This window comes from Legionella lytica, assembly GCF_044626755.1.
Classification (GTDB): domain Bacteria; phylum Pseudomonadota; class Gammaproteobacteria; order Legionellales; family Legionellaceae; genus Legionella; species Legionella lytica_A.
Genome location: NZ_JBGORX010000001.1, coordinates 669,464 through 689,190 on the forward strand (window position 1 = coordinate 669,464; position 19,727 = coordinate 689,190).

A 19,727-nucleotide genomic window follows, 5' to 3' on the forward strand; every position below is an offset into this window, starting at 1 on the left:
CACGTGTCGTATGGATGACAATCTCAAGCTCTTGTGTTATCATAATACAAAAGGGGTTTGTTTTGACCATTCGCGAGTCTTTTTAGGAGCTAAATATGCCAGAAGATAGATCAGAACTAGATGATATAGCTCAACGTAAAAAAGAGATGAATGAAGGGGCAAAGACTTTAGCGGAGGAGAATGCTAAGAAAGCTTTTTTAGCAGCCAAAGATCAAGCAAAAGCCCTTCAGCATGCAGCCGTTCTCGAGGAAATAGAAAAGATTAAGAAAGAAGCTGTGGTCCGCTATGATGACAAAGGAAATGCGATTACCAAGCAAGCTATTTTTGAGGATAAGCTTAAATCGGTAATGGGCTCTGAACAAAGCTCAATCCACGACTGGAAGTCGTCCATGATGGCTTTGATGTCGGTATTATCCGCATTTGTTGACGCAATGAATCAAGAGGTTAATGAGAAAACATCTCAGTATTTTATCCCGATAAAGCATGCTCTGAAAAATGGTATTGTGGGCATGAAAGATACTTTGTTAGATAAGCTTCGTGGTGATCCAAGGCTTGACTTACCTACCTTAGTTCATGATGTTCAACTAGGAAAGAAGAATAATAAGCTTGAGGTAAAGTTACATGCGGGGGGACAGCAGCTGGAAGATAAAAATGGGCTTCCTCAAGGTCTAAGAACTTTAGTTGCTTTGTGGTTAGATGAACAGGGCTATAAAATAGATCCAAATAATGAGGAAGGTTTTATAGCTAAAGAAGGAAATGAACCATTAACTGCAGAAACGTTTAACAAGCTAAAAAATGATCCAGATCATGGCTTAAATGAGTTTTTAAATCGGGCATCAGAAGTACAATACCGTCAAGAACTTGGCGGAGATAATCCCAGTCCTACTCCTCATTAATGTCATTAAACGCCGCCATTGCGAAGTAATGGCGGTGTTCAGTATGCCTATATAATCCGGTGCTTACAATGCAACATCTGGTATTCCACTATGAAAGCGAAATACTGTATCCGTCGCTAAAATAAACTCATTTTCAAGAGCTAAAAATTTAGCAATGCGTTGATTTACATCTCCCCCATACAACTTGGCTAAACGTAAATAATCTTCGAAATGCCGAGCCTCAGATTTAACCAATGTAGCGTAAAATTTTGCTAAGGCTTCATCTTCAATGTAAGGCATAATCGAATAAAAGCGCTCACAAGAGCGGGCTTCAATAATAGCACCAACAATTAATTGATCACATAAACGTTCAGTCCCATCCTTCCGTGTGACTTGCTTATGTAATACAGTAGCATATCTAGAGGGAAGTAATGGTCCAAATTTAATTCCACGTTGCGTCATTACATTGACCACTTTTTCAAAATGCAGCAGTTCTTCGCGAGCAAGAGGAGACATAACCTCAATTAGTTCCTTCCGTTCAGGATATTTGCTCATAAAAGTAATGGCTGTAGCTGCAGCCTTTCGTTCGCAGTGTGCGTGATCAACCAAGAGTAAAGGAATTTGCTTGGCAGCATGGTCTAACCACGCTTGCGGGGTTTTTATTTGGAGAAATTCATTTAATGTTTGTAAATCAGTATCTAATCGTTTTAACATCTGGTAAATACACTATACTTTCAAATAAATAGTCTTATATCACATACGGTAAATAAATTAAATTGGATGAAAAATGAGCGTAGAAAAATCAGAGAATGACTTAAGCCACTGGTTTTCAACTTACGGGGTGATAACCGCGGAGCGTATTCTAGGTCGATATCATATCAATTTAGCGCAAATTGATTTAGTCGCGGCTGTAAAAAGCCCGTTTAGTTTTTATCATAAGGTGCTACAAATACCGTTAAGAAATGTCCTTAATGGGATCGTGTTACAGCAGGCAAATGATTATCATGTCTATGTACAAAAACTTTTTATTGATTATTTATTATCCGGGGAGAATTCGAAGGATGAATCATCTCCAGGAGCGAGTACGCGTGAGGCTCTGGAAAATGAACGTCAGCACCTTCTTGCTTTAGGTGAGGAATATCATCAAAAAGAGGGGGAGCATAATCATTTAATTTCCAGCAGCCAAAATTTCCTCATAAAACTATCGGCTGACTTTAATAAAGCTTTTGATAAGGCCATAACTGCCATAGCACAAATAGCCAAGCAGATGGGTAGTAACGAAGATAAAAGCAAAATACGTAAGGCAATTAATTTTGCTTTAATTAATTGTGATTTAACAAATCCTAAGTTACAAAGTGATCCTTTGCTTTTCGTGGTAAAAATGAATGAAGAGCTTAAATTATCATTAGATGATGATTTAAAAAGGAAAATTATAGAAGGCATTTCTGAGCTTACTGATATAATTCTTCAGTTTGATGAGAAAACACGAGTTTTTCATGAGCGGGTGGTGGACATGACCGCCTTCGCAAATGGTTTTAGAGCCCAATTTTATGACACTATTTTACGGGTTATAGAGCTGATTAAAATTTTACCTGAATATAAGATGGATCCTGAGCAAGATCTCATCAACCGAGAGTCATTGTATTTTGATAAAAGCATCGGCCAGCTTGATAAAGCTTAATTTTATCCAAAGTAGGTGGTTGATGTATTTAGTGATATTAAGCTCCAAGTAATCATAAGGTTGAGGAAACAAATTTTATTAAAAAAGTAACTCATCATAAACTTCAGGAAAACTCTGAAAATCCTCAAGCGTTAGCTCTTTCTGCGATGTTTAGTTCTCCTAAGGACAGCATTGTATCATATGAACGAGCGAGCGCTCAGGGAGCGATAATAGCCAAAAATATGCTTGCTCAGCACTATTGTTATAAATGCGAATGGAAATTGGCCAGTGATTTTATGGTGTCAGCCATGCTTTAGGTGATTTCGCTTCGATACCTGAATTTATATTAGCCATAAAGCATCTATTTCATGTATAATAGCGCGCTTTAACTATTAATTCCTATGGAGTGTGCATAATGGCAAAAGAATTAACATTATCAATTATTAAACCGGATGCTGTAGCTAAGTCTGTAATTGGTAAAATTTACACCCGTTTCGAAGATGCTGGTTTAGATGTTGTTGCTGCAAAAATGGCTCATTTATCTCGCGAACAAGCTGAAAACTTCTATGACATTCACCGTGCTCGTCCTTTCTTCAATGCTTTAGTTGAGTTCATGATTTCTGGTCCTGTAATGATCCAAGCATTAAAAGGCGAAAACGCGGTATTGAAAAACAGAGACATCATGGGCGCTACTAACCCTAAAGAAGCTGCTCCTGGTACTATTCGTGCTGATTTCGCTGATAGCATTGATGCAAACGCAGTTCATGGTTCTGACAGCTTAGAAAATGCTGCTCGTGAAATTGCTTTCTTCTTTGAACCACACGAAATTTGTGAGCGATAAGAATTAAGGTTGGGAGTAAAAATGACTGAGCAAAAAGTAAATCTATTGAATTATAATTATCAGCAAATGCGAGAACTATTGAGTTCATGGGGGGAACAACCTTACCGAGCTCAACAGCTAATCCAATGGATTCATCAAGCTGGCTTAGTCGATTTTGCTCAAATGACCAATCTCGGGAAAGCTTTGAAAGCAAAGCTTTCCCAGCTTTCCTATGTCAAGGCACCGGAAATCGTTGCTTGCCAAAAATCAAATGATGGCACGCATAAATGGTTGCTTAAGCTTGACTGTGGTAACTGTATTGAAACAGTATTTATTCCTGAAGCAAATCGAGGAACCCTCTGTGTTTCATCACAGGTTGGCTGCGCTTTAAATTGTTCTTTTTGCTCTACAGCAAAACAAGGGTTCAATCGTAATTTAACTACTGCGGAAATTATTGGCCAGGTTTGGCTCGCAGCAAGAGAATTATCAACTAGCCAAGGTGCTCATGACAAGCGCGTGACTAATGTGGTGATGATGGGAATGGGTGAGCCTTTACTTAATTTTGATAATGTTGTTTCAGCAATGGATATTATGATGGACGATTTTGCTTACGGTCTATCAAAACGACGTGTAACCTTGAGTACATCAGGGGTGTTACCTGATTTAGAGCGTTTAAGAGAAGCTAGCCCAGTAGCGCTTGCTGTTTCATTACATGCTCCAAATGACGAATTACGCAATGAGTTGGTGCCAATTAATAAAAAATATCCTTTGGCGCAGCTTATGGCTATATGCAAGTCGTATTTTAAAGACGAGCCACGAAGAAAAGTAACTTTTGAATACGTGATGTTAAAAGGGGTGAATGATCAGCCCGAACATGCACATCAATTAATTAAGCTACTAAAAAACGTTCCTTCGAAAGTGAATTTAATCCCCTTTAATCCATTTCCCATGGCACACTACGAACGTTCTCCACAAGAAGTGATTGATGCGTTTAGAGATAAGTTAATTGCTAATGGAATTAATACCATCACACGCAAAACACGTGGTGATGATATTGATGCTGCTTGCGGACAATTGGCAGGTGAAGTAAAAGACAGAACAAGCCGTTCCCAGCGTTGGCAAAAATTGAATTTTATAGCCAAGCCTGGAGCGGAAGCCAAAACAGAAGGCCGAGCAGGCTAGTGTATTTTGTAGGCTGGGTTATAAAGCCCAGCAGGCAGATGCTTAATTTAACGTGCTCGTATTTATTCGTGATTAAATATTTTTAATTTACGTGTTAGCAGGTATAATGCCGATTCTTTTTTGAATCGTTATGTGAGCATGGATTGAACGTACGTTATTTCTTCGGCATTGCCTTGTGTTTGCTTTTGCAAGCATGCACGCATGATAATGACGGAGGCGAGCAACTCAAAAAGCCGAATTTTATTAAGGCTTCAGCGTATAACGTTCAATTAGGACTAGGGTATTTAAAACAGGGCAATAGGCCTAGAGCGAAACAGAAATTACTGACTGCTTTAGAGCAAGAGCCTAGATCCGTTGATGCTAATTCAGCCATGGCTTATTATTTTGAGCAAACGGGTGAGCCGGCTCAAGCGAAAACGTTTTATTTAAAAGCATTGTCTTTGGCCGGTAAGGCTGGGGCGCAACTTAATAATTATGGTGCCTTTTTATGCCGACAGGGTGATTATAAACAGGCAGACCGTTATTTTTTAAAAGCAGTTGCTGACTTGCACTATGTGCATACAGCGGGTGCTTATGAGAATGCAGGGCTTTGTTCATTATCTGCGAATCAGCTAGAGCAAGCCAAGCCTTATTTTATAAAGGCATTAAATCAGGACCCGTCCAGGAAGGTTTCTTTTTATGAGTTAGTTAAAATTGAAACAAAGAGTGGGCATAATGAAAGCGCGTACGCATTAATACAAAAATACGCTGATTTAGTTTTAAATGATAGGACGTTGTTGTTCTTGGCCAAGGAAGTCGCAGAAAAAGCTGGCCAATATGAAGTAGCTGCAATGTATAAACAAACTATTAAAAATATGGATCCAAATCTCGATATAGGTGGAGCAAATAATGAGTACAATAACCACGCTTGATGATAATACAATCGTTCATGCGATCAATCCCGGCGCACAACTTGCGAGCATTCGTGAGCAAAAAGGGTATACAATAGATTATGTTGCTGATAAGTTGCATTTACGAGGTCGCATCATCGAATTAATAGAAAATAATGAGTTCGGCGCATTGCCTGGAGCGGTCTTCTCGAAGGGCTATTTACGTGCTTATGCTAAATTGCTAGATGTTTCCCCTGAGCCTTATCTTGCAGTGTTTAATGAGCGCTATGCTCCTGAGAAAAAAACAGATCGTGCTTTATGGCAACAAACAAAACGAGAAACCAATAAGGCAGAGCACCTGATTCGTTGGGTTACTATTTTATTTGCCTTAGGTGTTATGGTCGCTGTTGGCGTTTGGTGGCAGAAAAACCAAGAAAATCAACAATTGTTTTCTGAGAAAAGCACACCTACTGATTTATCGTTGAATAATAAAGAAATCAATGAAGTCAAATTAACAGATATTTCCAAAATGCAATCCATATTAAATCCTAAACCAGATATGTCTCCTTTGGAGAAAACAGGTGGCTGAGAAAATTCAAGCAATCCGTGGCATGAATGATGTTTTGCCTGAAAAAACTGGATTATGGCGTTACATTGAGAATACGTTTATTACCTGTCTTAGCAATTATGGCTACCAGGAAATTCGTTTTCCTTTAGTAGAAAGTACGCAGCTTTTTAAACGAACTATTGGTGAAGTTACCGACATCGTTGAAAAAGAAATGTATACCTTTAATGATTTAAACGGTGACAGCATAACCCTTCGTCCCGAAGGAACAGCAGGCTGTGTTCGTGCTTGTCTGGAACATGGATTATTACACAATCAACAGCAAAAACTATGGTATTTAGGTCCCATGTTTCGTCATGAGCGTCCTCAAAAAGGAAGATACAGACAATTTACCCAATTAGGGGTAGAGGCCTTTGGTGTCCCCGGAGCTCAAAGCGAATTGGAGCTCATTGCATTGTGCCGTAAATTCTGGACTGAATTAGGATTTGCGGATTTAGTTCAATTGCAAGTTAATACTCTTGGTGAGCTTTCAGAGCGCCAAAAATATAAAAATATTTTGGTGGAATACCTCAATGATCATATTGATCTGCTTGATGAGGACAGCAAAAGACGCTTAACTCGCAACCCGTTGCGTATTTTAGACAGTAAAAATCCTGAAATGCAGCAATTAGTTGCCAATGCGCCTAAATTGATTGATGTGCTTGAAGGTAAGAGCAGGGACCATTTCCAAGCTTTTTGTGCCGGTTTAGATGCATTAAACATTCCTTATGTTGTGAATCCTGTTTTAGTAAGAGGCCTTGATTATTATGGCCATACTGTATTTGAATGGGTAACTGACCGCTTAGGAAGCCAGGCAACAATTTGTGCCGGTGGTCGTTATGATATTTTGGTTGAACAATTAGGTGGTAATCCAACTTCTGCTGCAGGTTTTGCATTAGGAGTAGAGCGTATTTATTTGCTGATGGAAACTTTAGAGCTATTGAAACAAGAAACTAAAGAGAACTCTCTATTTGTTATTGGTACAAATGAAGAGGCTATCGTTAAAGGGCTTGTTATTGCTGAGTCAATTCGTGCGGCATACCCTGCATTAGAAGTTCTGGTAAACACGGCTGGGGGTAGTTTTAAGAGCCAATTTAAGAAGGCAGATAAAAGCGGAGCACGTTTAGCTTTAGTTTTAGGTGAAGATGAGCTTGCTAATCAGAAGGTTAGTATTAAGGATTTACGTACTGGAATGGAACAAATTACTGTGGATCAAACCGCAGTGACTCAGTTTCTAAATGATTATTTGAAATAAGGCTACGTTGATAGTTCAGGAGAGAGTGTTATGTCAGTTTATATGACAGAAGAGGAACAGTTAGAATCGATAAAAAAGTGGTGGAAACGCTATGGTAATATAGTTTCCGTTATCATATCGGTCATACTTTTTAGTATCGCTGGCTATCGATACTTCACTTGGCACGAAGACAAATTGACGCAGCAAGCCTCCATTGCTTATGAGCAGATGATGATTGCTTTATCAAATAACAATACCAAGGCCGTAAAGTCCTTTGCTAATGAGCTTATCAAGGACCACAGCAAATCGGTATATGCTGATGCTGCCCACATGACTCTTGCTAAAGTTTATGTATCTAAAAATAAACTAGAGCAAGCTCAAAGTGAATTACGTATGGTGGCTGATAACAGCAAATTACGTACACTAAAACAAATAGCGAAGATTCGTCTTGCCCGTATTCTTGTAGCGAATAAATCTTACACTAACGCCCTAAATGAGCTAAGTAAAGTTGAAGATGCTACTTATTTACCCGTAATTAATGAATTGAAAGGTGATATTTACGGTGCTACAGGAAAATACGAAGAAGCGATGAATTCCTATAAGCAAGCGATGGATGAGGTTAAGGTAAATGGAATGGGTAACTTATTTTTAGAAATGAAAACCAATGAAATTGCCGTTAAGACTCAATCCATGATTTCGGATGAAAAGAAGACTCAAGCAGCATAATGAGGTTTAGTTTGATGAAAGTTAAATTAAGTATTTTAGCTCTTTGTGTAGCCATGCAAGGATGTTCAAAAGTTGATGATTATTTATTAGGTAAGGATAATACTCCTAAGCCTAAAGCTCTGGCTGAATTACAAGATAAGATTAAAGTAGCACAAGGTTGGTCTGCGCCAGTGGGTAAGTCCACTAAAAATAAAGAATATTTAAGGTTAAAGCCGGTGATACGTGGAGGCCTTATCTATACAGCGGATGCAAGTGGATTAGTACGTGCTGTGAGTAAACGTGATGGCCAGATTCTCTGGACCACCCCATTAAAACATGGCTTGGTAAGCGGTCCAACATTAGGTAATGGCTATCTTGCCATGGGCACCGATAACTCTTCAGTGGTTCTATTAAATCAGGCCGATGGAAAACGAGTGTGGCAGAAGAAAGTTTCTGGTGAAGTATTATCTCCACCAGCAGTGACGCACGGTAAAGTAATTGCCAAAACCATCGATGGACGTGTTTATGCGTTTAATGCAAAAGATGGGAAGCACCTTTGGATGGCAGAGCATGGCTCACCTAGCTTGATTTTAAAAGCCAGTTCTTCTCCTGTTGTTGTGGGTGGGTTAGTACTAATCGGTTTTTCTGATGGAAAAATGGACGCCTATGATATTAGTAGTGGACGATTAGTGTGGCAGCGCAGCATTGCTTACGCCTCAGGCGCGAGCGATGTAGAGCAGTTGGTTGATATTGATGCCGATCCAATTATCGATGGAAGTGTTGCTTATTTGGGTAGCTACCAAGGATATATTGGCGCTTTATCCTTAAATGATGGCCAATTTATCTGGAAGAAACCAGGCTCTGTTTATAAAAATATGTTGTTAAGTGGTAATACCTTGTATGTGAGTGATAGCCATGATGTTATTTGGTCTATTAATAAGCAAACAGGCCAAGTTAATTGGAAGCAAAAAGTGTTAAAGGCGCGTGGACTAACGGAGCCGGCACTTGTAGGTACTAATTTAGTCGTTGGTGATAAAACAGGATATCTGCATTTTATCGATCCTCAAAATGGTGAAATGCTGGCTCGGTTTAAAGCCGCAGGTGGTGTTAGTATTTCTCCTAGCGTAACAGGACGAACGCTTTATGTACTAACTGATAACGGAATACTTAGTAAACTATCTGTGAGTTAATATAATGGTTCCTGTAATTGCACTGGTTGGGCGTCCTAATGTAGGTAAGTCAACGTTATTCAACCGATTGACTAAAACGCAAGATGCTCTTGTTGCTGATTTTCCAGGCTTAACGCGTGACAGACAATACGGTCAAGCAACTCATGAGCATAAGTCTTATATAGTCGTCGACACTGGAGGAATTGGTGTCGATGATATTGAAGTTGATAGTTTAATGTCAAAACAATCAACAGTTGCTTTAAATGAAGCGGATATTGTTCTCTTTCTAGTTGATGGACGTTCGGGCCTCACTGGAATCGACGAGAATATCGCGGAAAACTTAAGAAGACTAAGTAAAAAAGTTCATCTTGTTGTTAATAAAACTGAAGGGCTTGATGATGATGTCGCTTGTGCTGACTTCCAATCCTTAGGTATTAGTGATATTCATTCGATTTCTTCTTCGCATGGCAGTGGTATTTATTCATTGCTTGATGAGATTTTAGCTCCCTATGCTCCTCAAGTAGAGGATAAAATAGGAGAAGAGGATGAAATCAGAATTGCTTTTGCAGGTCGCCCAAATGTAGGGAAATCAACCCTCATTAACCGTATCTTAGGTGAAGAGCGCGTTGTTGTATTTGATATGCCTGGCACAACCCGTGATAGTATTGCGATTCCCTTTACACGTGATGATAAACGTTATGTTTTAATTGATACCGCGGGTGTACGCCGTAAATCACGTATTGATGAAAAAATAGAAAAGTTCTCTGTAATTAAAACCCTGCAAGCCATTAAAGAGTCTAATGTTTGTTTGCAACTTCTTGATGCGAATGAAGGCATTACTGATCAGGATATGAATTTACTTGGCTTCATTATTGAGTCGGGCAAAGCTTTAGTTATTGCCGTAAACAAGTGGGATGGCAAAGACGAAGAGCATAAGGAAAAAATTAAAAGCGAGTTATCGAGAAGATTACATTTTGCTAGTTTTGCTAAAATAAGATTTATTTCTGCATTACATGGTAGTGGGGTAGGCACTTTATTTAAAGATATTAATGAAGCTTATGCTTCTGCCGTGCAATCATTCTCTACTCCAAAGTTAACTCGTTTATTACAAGATATTAGCACCAAGCACACTCCTCCTTGTGTCAGTGGTCGTCGTATTAAGCTTCGTTATGCGCATCTTGGCGGACACAACCCACCGGTAATCGTTATCCATGGTAACCAGCTTGCTGATTTACCCGATAGCTACCGACGCTATTTGAACAATGAGTTTACTAAACACTTGGGATTGGTGGGGACTCCTTTGAAATTGGAATTTAGAGCTGGCTCAAATCCTTATGCTGAGAAAAAGAATAAGCTATCAGAACGCCAGGTAAATAAGAAAAGACGTTTAATGGCTTGGTCTAAAAAGAAAAAAGTAAAGTCAAAAAAGAAGTAGTTGCTAGTTATTCTTATTTTGATTAATCCTGGTTACCAAATTAACTTATTCGTCATTGCGCGCGCAATGACGGCTGATTTTTTTTGGGACTGGGAAATGTAGTCTTTATTAGCGTGACGTATTGTGGTCGAGTCCAATGCACACCCAGGGATTTTGCCGACAAACGGTATTACATCGGCTGCAGTTTCCCGTAGCACTCATCAAACTATTTTATCCTCAAAGTTAACACATCGCAGGGGGCATGGTTTACGGTGGCATGAGCTGTACTTCCAAGTAAAGAGCTTAACCCTGAGGCGGAATGGCTACCAAGTATGATTAATTGGCAATTCAATTCTTTTACTTTACTAAAGATGTGTTCTTTAACGGAGCCAATCTCAACAAATTGCTGTTCCACAGGGATATGAAGGTTATCACCAAGCAATGATAACACCGTTTGTGCATCATCTTTGGCGGGATTAACTAACTCAGTAAATCCTAGTCCCTGAGCTAATTGAAAACTAGCGGGCAATTCGATTACATGTAAGAGATATAATTTAGCGTTAAGTTGTTTTGCTATATCCACTGCTTTTTCAGCGAGATGGCTATGTTCTGTAAGTAAGTCCGTAGCAAATAAGATATTGGTATACATGGCATCCCTCGCAATTAATATATTGTTTATTTTGAAGTGTAGCCGATTTAGCGAGTGTGGTAAAACGTTATTGCCAGCTGCGTTTTAACAAGATACTTAGAGATAATAAAAATCATTAGCCTTATAAGTCGCTATGCTTCTAATTCACAGAGCTCTTTTTGTTCTATAACTGAGATAATAGAAGGGTGTATTCCTGTAGACTTCTGTTTTTTAAGTAATTTGTTTATTAAATTAATTCCACACACTTCTGAAAGAGGCTGAATCACAAAATCTCTTGATGCAATATAGGGATGAGGAATTATCAGATTATTAATCTGGATGGTTTTATTGCCATAAGTCAGTATGTCTATATCAATAATTCTTGGGCCCCAACGTTTTTTGCGTACCCGACCTTGTTGCTTTTCAATTTGTTGGCAGGCTCGTAATAACTGTAAAGGTGCTATGGTCGTATGGATTTCGATTACGGCATTACAAAAATCCTGCTGACCTTGTAACCCCCAAGCCTTGGTCCAATGAAAACTCGAAATTTTCGTTAGTGAGGTGGATTTTAAGGCTCGGATGGCGCGGATAGCTTGTCTGAGTTGGCGTTCAGGTGATTTTTGATTTGAACCCAACCCGAGATAACAAACATTCATTTTGGTTCAGGTGGTTTAGGTTTTTTGCGGCGTCTGCTTTTTTTGGCTGGTGAGCCAGCATTAAGTTCAGCCACCATTTTATTACGAGCCTCTTCACTAGCTTCTTGGAAGGAAGTCCACCATTGCGCCAGTTCCATTGCCTCATCACCTGCTAATGCACGCAAGGCCATGAAATCATAAGCAGCTCTAAATCGTGGATGCTGTAATAAGTTAAATGCTCTACCACCTAACCGTTTTCCGAAACGATATTGTAATAGCCATATTTCACGAATAATTTGCGTGTAGCGCTTTGGAATCGAAATGATTTTATTTTGTTCTGCAATAACAATAGACATCGCTTTTTCAACAGCGGGTAAAGGGTCCATACCGGAGCTTTGTAATTGCTTAGAACGCTCAATCATTGGGAACCATAAAATTACAGCAAACAAAAAGGCCGGCGTTACAGGTTTGTCATCCTGGATTCGTGTATCCGTATTTTCAAGAGCAATTGCCAACAAGGCATTAACAGGGTACTGAGTGTTAAATAGCGCGGTTGTTTGGGGGCATAAATGCTGGAATAAGCCATATTGCATTAGTAATTTCTGCACTGTTTCAGCATTTCCACATTGATACAGCTTCGTCATTTCATCGAATAGACGAGAGTTGGATACATGGGTAATCAATGAACTGATTTCAGGAAATGGAGCCTCAGTCTCTGGTGCCAGATTAAAATGTAATTTGGCACTAAAGCGTATAGCACGGAGCATTCTTACTGGATCTTCTGTATAACGTGTGACTGGATCACCAATCATGCGGATCAGTTTATCCTGTACATCCTTAAAGCCACCCGTAAAGTCAATAATGGATGAATCCACTATATTATAATAAAGCGAATTAATGGTGAAATCGCGCCGCCAGGCATCCTCATCCAAGGAGCCAAACGTATTATCACGAACCAGCATACCACGTTCATTTGTTTGTTGGCTTTCATCCAGTGCAGTATGACCACGAAAGGTTGCTACCTCAATAATTTCACGATGAAAAAGCACATGGACTAATTTAAATCGACGGCCAATAATGCGTCCATTGCGGAACAAGCTTTTGACTTGATTAGGCGTTGCATTAGTCGCAACATCAAAATCTTTGGGGGCTTTGTTAAGTAAAAGATCACGAACACTGCCACCAACAATGTATGCTTGAAATCCACTACTATTTAAGCGGTTAAGCACTTTCAGTGCATTACTGCTAATGTCCGCCTTAGAAATGGAGTGATTATTTCTCGGAATGATATGAGCTGTGCTAACAGGATTTGGATGAGCTCTGTTTCGCTTAAGCAGCTTTTTGATAAATTTGATGATTGTAGTTTCTCACACTATTAGACAAAACTAGACAATTATAGCGAAGCAAATCAATAAAGTGAATCTTTTGTATTTACAAACAATGCTCAAATATGAAATTTTTGTTCAAAACAGGCGTGAGAAAATTAAAGACGCCCCCCTCAATCCACAAAAAGAGCATCATGGTCTCTTTGTGCGCATTTATATGCTAATATATTTATATTAAACATCTGTATTATTTAACCAAGTTATTTAATTTATATCCAAGACGTCGGGAACTAAATTTTATGCCATTAACAGCAATAGACCTTATTAAAGCAGTTAAAAATCGAACAGTAGCGTCTATTGATACTCAGAAAAAAGGGCTCGGTTCTCTGACTGAAACACGTTTTTATCTAGATTTCGTCGCTAATAAAATGAAAGAGTATGAGGAAAAAAAATACCCATCACCACTTTATACTCATAATAAGCAGCCACTTGCACTTGATGGAAAACACAAGGATGTGACTCATGTAACTTATAACGGGGCGGCGGTTAATGAGCCTAAATACTTATCTACCTTCGAAGACAACTCACTTATCGTGCGTAAGCTCAGTGTCATTGCCGGCATACTTAATGCCTTGGAGTTTGCCAATATAGATGATAGATTTCTTGGAATCTCTAATGAAGGACAATTAAAGTCTATTCTTGAGCTGCTTGGCGAGCAGTTAAATATTGGTGGCCTGCTCTTTCCCGACAAAACCAATATGGATTCGTTTATTAACCAACTAGTTACTCTCATTGCTGCGAAAACGAATAGTACTCCCAAACAAATTATTGGTGATATTCGTACGGCAGAGCGCTATTTTGTTGCTGATTATAAACGTGATCAGATTCTTATTAGTGAGATAAAAATTGATTCTGAGCGTTCTGTTTTTCAAGTAGATGAGTACCTTGGTAATCAGCTTACTGAAGCTCAAAAAAAAGAGTTTGTCAGTATTCATGTGTTGCCGAAAGATAATCGACCTTTATGGTTTAGAGGGCTCTCTTCTTGGGAACAAACCTGGTTACTCAAACAAGTACCCGCTACCTTAGAAGAATCTTGGATGGATTTTGAAAGTTTAAGCCAATCTTCTGCAATGTCACATATACCGGGTATACAAAATGCTCGTATGAACTCTTTAGTAACCTTTGATGGTAAAGAATACACTTTATTATCACGCAGTCTTAAAACCGGCACCATGGTTCCTTATGAATTGCATGTGACTAAAAAAGATAGGGGTTTTTATATAAAACAAACTGCAGAACAGGTTTTAGGATATTTAAGCCAAGAAGTCACCCTCGATTCTGAGCAAATATGGGCTGGGCTTGACGCCAATGGAAGACCTCGTCCTTTAGTTTTTGTGCAATCGCTGTTGAGCGATACAATGATTGATAGATTGGTGGCCACGGCGGATACGCGTTTAACAAGAGAACAACGAAGGGCAATTCAAGAGATCAGTTTGAGTGGTACTTTCCCTGATGTGACTATTGTTACGGGTAACGATCCCATGAATTTTTTACGATTTGGGGACGCGTTATCTGGAGGCTTGTCTAAAAAATTTAATCGTTGGGCTCATACGGACTCTATTATTACTTATGCGAAACAATTCATTGCTTATCTTGAACTACAGCAAAGTAAAAATACGCTTAATACAGAGCAAGCTGCTCGTTTTATTTTGATAAAGGCTGCACAGCAAGAGATTATTAACCTGCGAAATGATAATTTTACTGGTCAGAGTGGAGAGCGGAATTTCGTTGCTTTTAAAGCAGCTTATACCAGCATTTTAGTTGAGTCCATGGGGGGAATTGTTTCTACAAATTGTAAAAGTGGCAAGGATAGAACAGGAGTTGAAGAACTTTATAAAAATGCAATGATCTACTATTACTCCATTTATGGAGTTTTACCTAAATTTGATGATCAAGGTGTCGCACGTAAAAACTTTGTAGATATTTTCGTGCTTCTTTTTAATAGTATGAAGGCGCAGGAGGCTGCAGCTGGAAATACACCAGGATCCTTGGGGCTAAAGCTTGATCCTACTATGCTTTGTTTAGATATCCGAGCAGCGCTAAAGACAACCTGTGATTTATCGCTTACTTTAGCAAATTTGAATAAACCGCCATTATTTATAGAAAGTGAAACAAGATCCGGTAAGTCGCGTAAAGTATCTATATCATCGTTTCATGCAAGTAAACCTAAACCTATTGATCAGCTTGAAAAAGATGTCACTGCTTTTGCTAAATTACATCCTGTCGCCGATAAGCTGATGCCTTTTACTAGTTTTAGAAAAAGCATCAGCGAATACGGTGCGGAACCTGGAATGTTAACTCCTTTACGCGAGCATTTTGTAGAGATTCAAGATGATGTGAATGAACTTGAGCTTTTAACCGCCTCCTTAATTGAATTTACACAAGAGGTAAGAGATTTTATTAACAGTTTTACTCAAGCTAATCCTAACCTGAATGAAAAACAAAAACGCAGTATGAAGCAACTTGATTTGCTATTACAAATAGTAGCCAATGGGGAAGAGCTATTTTTTAAAAGTTATGATTTGATGAGTACGGTACAGGTGCTTAAGTTTAGTACACTAACTAAATTAAAAACACAATTTGCAGAGCATAAGCAGCATCTTCTGGATAATCAAAGTAAAGAAGAAGCCACCGTTTCCAGTCCTAGAATATCTGATAATCCGCATACCTATTTCATCGCTCCGGGTAGTGGGAAGGTACGGGATTTTATCAGGCAATATAACGAATTATCAAAAGAAGGAAATGCTCCTATAATTAGTCCTACTCCGGGATCCTCTGGTAATAAGGTAAAATGAAAGCCAAACAATCATTAAGGGGCTATAATCTAAACCCTATTTGCGCGGAACTATCCTCCTCTTCGGTGAGCGTGCGCTCCTTACTTAATATGTGAATATCAGGAATATAACTGGCTGCTAAGCTATTATTATTCCAGCGTTCCGTATCCCAATGGAAAAAATCCATTACTTTATAACCCTTTGCTTTGAGTTTTTGAATTGCATCATCACGATATTGCTCGTATTTTTCTTCACTTCCTTCAATCCCATATAAAAAATCAGTGGCTTTAAATATATAGATAGGGTTTTGTGGGGCTAATTGGGCTGCTTTTTCAAAATGAGTCCGATGTTCTTCACCTAAGTTGAAAAACAAAATAATATCGGCAAGAATAAAATGGGCTTTTGCAAGGCCTAGTTTTTGCTCCGAATCATCCATAGGTGTTAATAACTCAATAACGCGAAGCAGGGATGAACGAATTTGATCAAAATTAGCCTGATGTTCCTGATGATGTCTCCTTTGTTCATCAAAATCACAATCATAAGTAACCCCGACCTTAATTTTTGCACTCAAATAAGCTACTTGGCTCATTAAACCTTTAGCTAATATTTTTTGATGCCGCACTTTTTCTAAGTCTGTTTCGGGGAAACAGGCATTGAGTAAGCGGATTGCTTTATTGACCACCTCCAATTGGCCTTTAGGATTTTCTGCATCCGAATCAATGAGCAGTTGCGCGTAAAGTCTTTTGTGAGTGTAATAAACATCGGTGTATACTTCGGGTAATAAAGCGGTGGCTTTTTTCTTGGCATAGAGACTGTTCAGATAATTTTTTTCTGCTTTGTCCCATAGTTTATTTGCACGCTCATTTGCTCCTTGTTCATAAAGGGCTTCACCTACGTTATTAAAATGTTGGGCTAAAGCGTCTATTTGTTTATAAGGAAATTGCACTTTCTTGTGATGTTTTTCAAATAATGTGTATGCTTCATCATATCTATTAGTTTGTACTAATAGAGCAAATGCTTTATCAGGATTATGCTCTGCCAAAAGTGAGTCATAATGTGCGGCAAGTTCAATATTGTGTAAGCTACTATTTTCTTGAAGAATGTATTGAGCTAGTTTTAATGCCAAAGGTGTATCTTGTAGAACATAGTCCTCGCGTTGTTGCTCTGTGAATTTTTTAAGTAAATATGTAAGTGCGCTATCTAAATCTGGAAGTTGATTAATCAAATTAAATGCCTTATCAAATTCTTTCTTTTCCAAATGATGCTCAATATATAAATTTAATTCTTTATTATAAGTAACTGGGTCAATCTGTTGTGCTTGCTCGAGGAGTAGTTGGGCTTTAGGTTTTGCAGCGCTAATTAAATTTATTCCATAAAAGAAATTTCCTTTTTCGGTCTTAGCTACCTTGATATAGTGTTCTGCCATTTTTCTGGCATAAAGACTGGGTTTGGGATATAGGTATTGGGGTTCGGCTAAGTGTTTTTTTAAGCTACTCAGAGTGAGCTTTTGTACGGGCTCAAGAGTAGCGATAGTCCCCTCAATTAAACCTTCATTTTGAGGATCAAGTAATGGAATTTCTTCGGGTAAATTCAACTTATATAATTTTTGGCCGAATGCATAACTTGTGGTGAGGTAATCTGAACTGAACTGAGCTACAAGTGAATTGTAGTCCTGTATGAGCCTGAGTTGAATGATATTTGTGGTTTTTCGATTTTTAGGCTGAATATTTGTATCAACAAGATCTAAATAATCTGCTGGTAATGAATAATGATTCATTTGCCTGGCAACTGATTGGTCATAACCCTGCAAATATCCGTAATATGCTAATTTCTCTAAACTAAATTGAATTTTTTCTTTTTGACAGTGATTGTCTAGACCAAGCCAACCTTTAAAACTTTGAAATGCATACATAAACCAGTTAGTTGGCTCAATCACATAGCCATTGGTATAAATATATTTACTTGTTGCTAATGAGCTCCAATGTTGAAAATATTGTGCTTTATTATGTTGAAAGGGAAGGATATCAGGATAATATACAAGATAACCCAACAAATATTGGGGCAGTTTAAAAAGTAAATCATAGCGTATTGACATAACAACTGTCCCCTCATGTGTCACCAAGGTCAAAAATAGGTCTAATTATATTGTTTTTGTTAGCCTGATTGCAATTATTATTATCTTATTTAAAGATAATAAAGGCGGCTGTTTTTATGGTATCTTATAAAGAATATGTTCGCAGGGTATCGTGCGAAGTTTGCTATCATGGGTTAAACCACTTATTAATCAGAGATATAGATGGAATTTTTAGATATTATTACTAGTTTAATTGTCTTAGTGATCTTAGAGGTTGTCTTAGGAATAGATAATCTGGTCATCCTCTCCATTTTGACGGAAAAATTACCTGTTCATCAGCGAAAAAAAGCACGGCGTTGGGGGCTTACTTTTTCTTGGGTAACACGCCTAATGTTACTGGGGTTAGCGGTTAACTTGATTCGGTTGACTCAACCTCTAATTACGATCAGTCAACTTTCTTTTTCAATGCGAGATATATTTTTAATACTTGGCGGAGCATTTTTAATTTGGAAAGCTACGGATGAAATTCATCAGGATGTAATAGCCGATGATCCTGACGAATCAGAGACAAATGAAAAAACAGTTGCCAAGGTAAGTTTTAAAATGGTGATCTTTCAAGTTGCGCTGATGGATATTATTTTCTCCTTAGACAGCGTACTGACGGCAGTAGGGCTAACTACGCGGTTTTGGGTTATGGCTTTTGCTATTTCTTGCGCCATTTTAATTATGATTTTTGCCAGCGAATGGGTAAGTGCTTTTATAAAAAAACACCCAACCATTAAGATGTTGGCTCTAAGTTATTTGATTTTAATTGGCATGGTACTGGTTGCTGATGGCTTGTCCTTCCATATTCCCCGAGGTTATCTCTATTTTGCCATGGGATTCTCACTAACTGTAGAATCGTTGAATTTAATCAAACGCTCGCGAAAACGCGGCAAAAAAACTTCAGGACGTTAATTTATGTTGTACTTTAAAGCTTTTCATATTATTGCCATGGTAGCTTGGTTTGCTGGATTATTCTACCTGCCGCGATTATTTGTTTACCATGCAGATACCCACGATGAAATCAGTAATGAACGCTTTAAAATTATGGAACGTCGTTTGTATTATGGAATTACCTGGCCGGCTGCGATAATTACAACGGTTCTTGGATTATGGTTGTTAAGTTATAACCCCAGCTATTATATGAAGGCAGGGTGGATGCATACTAAATTGACTTTAGTGCTCATTTTATGGGGGTACCATTTGTTGTGTGGGTACTATCGAAAGGCTTTTGTTGAGGGGAAAAATCAACAAAGCTCGCGCTTCTTTCGTATTTATAATGAAATACCAACATTGTTATTGGTTGGGATCGTTTTATTGGTTGTGGTGAAATAATGAATTTGTTCGCTATTTTGCGGCAGAATGCCTGGAATGAATTCGCTGCGCTCAGGGTTCCTGGTTGCAAGCAACCAGGTTCCATGTGATTGAGTAGAAATAACCTTAGTCCATTTCCACCATATCAAAGTCTTCTTTACCTGCACCACAATCAGGGCAAAACCAGTTTTCGGGTACATCTTCCCAACGAGTGCCTGGCTCAATGCCATCTTCAGGCCAACCCTCGGCTTCGTCATAGATGAAGCCACAAATGACACAGATGTATTTTTTATATTCTTGCATAGTCTTTTATACTCATTTAAAACTGCATAATTTATCGGCT

Annotated in this window: 19 protein-coding genes; 13 read left to right on the forward strand and 6 right to left on the reverse strand. The window is 38.5% G+C overall.

Annotated features, from left to right (window positions below):
• The first annotated feature begins 95 nt into the window (after window positions 1-95).
• On the forward strand, window positions 96-896 hold the full coding sequence (locus ACD661_RS02815; protein WP_400186147.1) for a hypothetical protein: 801 nt from the start codon (window positions 96-98) through the stop codon (window positions 894-896).
• Between the two features lie 63 nt (window positions 897-959).
• Here the strand turns inward: ACD661_RS02815 and ACD661_RS02820 are convergent, their stop codons facing one another.
• Complete coding sequence (locus ACD661_RS02820; RefSeq protein WP_400186149.1) at window positions 960-1,589, reverse strand: MiaE family protein; 630 nt, start codon at window positions 1,587-1,589, stop codon at window positions 960-962.
• 73 nt (window positions 1,590-1,662) lie between these two features.
• Here ACD661_RS02820 and ACD661_RS02825 point away from each other — a divergent pair, with 73 nt between their 5' ends.
• The 9 genes from ACD661_RS02825 to der all read left to right on the forward strand — a co-directional run bounded on the left by ACD661_RS02825 (window position 1,663) and on the right by der (window position 10,553).
• A complete protein-coding gene (locus tag ACD661_RS02825; RefSeq protein ID WP_400186151.1) occupies window positions 1,663-2,556 on the forward strand; it encodes a hypothetical protein in 894 nt (297 codons plus the stop codon).
• 394 nt (window positions 2,557-2,950) lie between these two features.
• A complete protein-coding gene (gene ndk / locus ACD661_RS02830; RefSeq protein ID WP_400186152.1) occupies window positions 2,951-3,376 on the forward strand; it encodes a nucleoside-diphosphate kinase in 426 nt (141 codons plus the stop codon).
• A 21-nt stretch (window positions 3,377-3,397) separates the two neighbouring features.
• A complete protein-coding gene (gene rlmN, locus ACD661_RS02835; protein WP_400186153.1) occupies window positions 3,398-4,537 on the forward strand; it encodes a dual-specificity RNA methyltransferase RlmN in 1,140 nt (379 codons plus the stop codon).
• 143 nt (window positions 4,538-4,680) lie between these two features.
• The gene (gene pilW / locus ACD661_RS02840) at window positions 4,681-5,448 is read left to right on the forward strand and encodes a type IV pilus biogenesis/stability protein PilW (RefSeq protein WP_400186155.1); all 768 of its coding nucleotides are present in this window, start codon (window positions 4,681-4,683) and stop codon (window positions 5,446-5,448) included.
• Window positions 5,426-5,995, forward strand: a complete 570-nt coding sequence (locus ACD661_RS02845; protein WP_400186156.1) for a helix-turn-helix domain-containing protein — start codon at window positions 5,426-5,428, stop codon at window positions 5,993-5,995. Before pilW ends, ACD661_RS02845 begins: the two co-directional genes overlap by 23 nt.
• Window positions 5,988-7,265: a histidine--tRNA ligase gene (gene hisS / locus ACD661_RS02850; protein ID WP_400186157.1), complete on the forward strand. Its 1,278-nt coding sequence runs from the start codon at window positions 5,988-5,990 to the stop codon at window positions 7,263-7,265. The genes ACD661_RS02845 and hisS overlap by 8 nt, the downstream gene beginning before the upstream one ends.
• A gap of 30 nt (window positions 7,266-7,295) precedes the next feature.
• A complete protein-coding gene (locus tag ACD661_RS02855) occupies window positions 7,296-7,970 on the forward strand; it encodes a YfgM family protein (RefSeq protein WP_400186158.1) in 675 nt (224 codons plus the stop codon).
• 14 nt (window positions 7,971-7,984) lie between these two features.
• A complete protein-coding gene (bamB, locus tag ACD661_RS02860) occupies window positions 7,985-9,139 on the forward strand; it encodes an outer membrane protein assembly factor BamB (protein WP_400186159.1) in 1,155 nt (384 codons plus the stop codon).
• 4 nt (window positions 9,140-9,143) lie between these two features.
• Window positions 9,144-10,553, forward strand: a complete 1,410-nt coding sequence (gene der / locus ACD661_RS02865) for a ribosome biogenesis GTPase Der (RefSeq protein WP_400186160.1) — start codon at window positions 9,144-9,146, stop codon at window positions 10,551-10,553.
• A gap of 205 nt (window positions 10,554-10,758) precedes the next feature.
• Here the strand turns inward: der and ACD661_RS02870 are convergent, their stop codons facing one another.
• The 3 genes from ACD661_RS02870 to pcnB all read right to left on the reverse strand — a co-directional run bounded on the left by ACD661_RS02870 (window position 10,759) and on the right by pcnB (window position 13,132).
• Window positions 10,759-11,181: a universal stress protein gene (locus ACD661_RS02870; RefSeq protein ID WP_400186161.1), complete on the reverse strand. Its 423-nt coding sequence runs from the start codon at window positions 11,179-11,181 to the stop codon at window positions 10,759-10,761.
• 131 nt (window positions 11,182-11,312) lie between these two features.
• Window positions 11,313-11,816: a 2-amino-4-hydroxy-6-hydroxymethyldihydropteridine diphosphokinase gene (folK, locus tag ACD661_RS02875; protein WP_400186163.1), complete on the reverse strand. Its 504-nt coding sequence runs from the start codon at window positions 11,814-11,816 to the stop codon at window positions 11,313-11,315.
• A complete protein-coding gene (gene pcnB, locus ACD661_RS02880) occupies window positions 11,813-13,132 on the reverse strand; it encodes a polynucleotide adenylyltransferase PcnB (RefSeq protein WP_400187215.1) in 1,320 nt (439 codons plus the stop codon). Before pcnB ends, folK begins: the two co-directional genes overlap by 4 nt.
• A gap of 287 nt (window positions 13,133-13,419) precedes the next feature.
• Here pcnB and ACD661_RS02885 point away from each other — a divergent pair, with 287 nt between their 5' ends.
• The gene (locus ACD661_RS02885) at window positions 13,420-15,975 is read left to right on the forward strand and encodes a hypothetical protein (protein WP_400186164.1); all 2,556 of its coding nucleotides are present in this window, start codon (window positions 13,420-13,422) and stop codon (window positions 15,973-15,975) included.
• A gap of 22 nt (window positions 15,976-15,997) precedes the next feature.
• On the opposite strand, the gene ACD661_RS02890 is transcribed toward ACD661_RS02885, so the two are convergent.
• Window positions 15,998-18,049 carry a hypothetical protein gene (locus ACD661_RS02890; RefSeq protein WP_400186166.1) on the reverse strand — a complete coding sequence of 684 codons (2,052 nt, stop codon included), beginning with the start codon at window positions 18,047-18,049 and terminating at the stop codon, window positions 15,998-16,000.
• 201 nt (window positions 18,050-18,250) lie between these two features.
• Between ACD661_RS02890 and ACD661_RS02895 the strand changes: the two genes are divergently transcribed.
• Window positions 18,251-18,985 carry a TerC family protein gene (locus ACD661_RS02895; protein WP_400186167.1) on the forward strand — a complete coding sequence of 245 codons (735 nt, stop codon included), beginning with the start codon at window positions 18,251-18,253 and terminating at the stop codon, window positions 18,983-18,985.
• A gap of 3 nt (window positions 18,986-18,988) precedes the next feature.
• Window positions 18,989-19,405 (forward strand): protoporphyrinogen oxidase HemJ, encoded by a 417-nt coding sequence (gene hemJ, locus ACD661_RS02900; RefSeq protein ID WP_400186169.1) that lies wholly within the window; start codon window positions 18,989-18,991, stop codon window positions 19,403-19,405.
• 105 nt (window positions 19,406-19,510) lie between these two features.
• Here hemJ and ACD661_RS02905 read toward each other — a convergent pair whose 3' ends face one another.
• The gene (locus ACD661_RS02905; RefSeq protein WP_058535029.1) at window positions 19,511-19,687 is read right to left on the reverse strand and encodes a rubredoxin; all 177 of its coding nucleotides are present in this window, start codon (window positions 19,685-19,687) and stop codon (window positions 19,511-19,513) included.
• Window positions 19,688-19,727 lie beyond the last annotated feature (40 nt).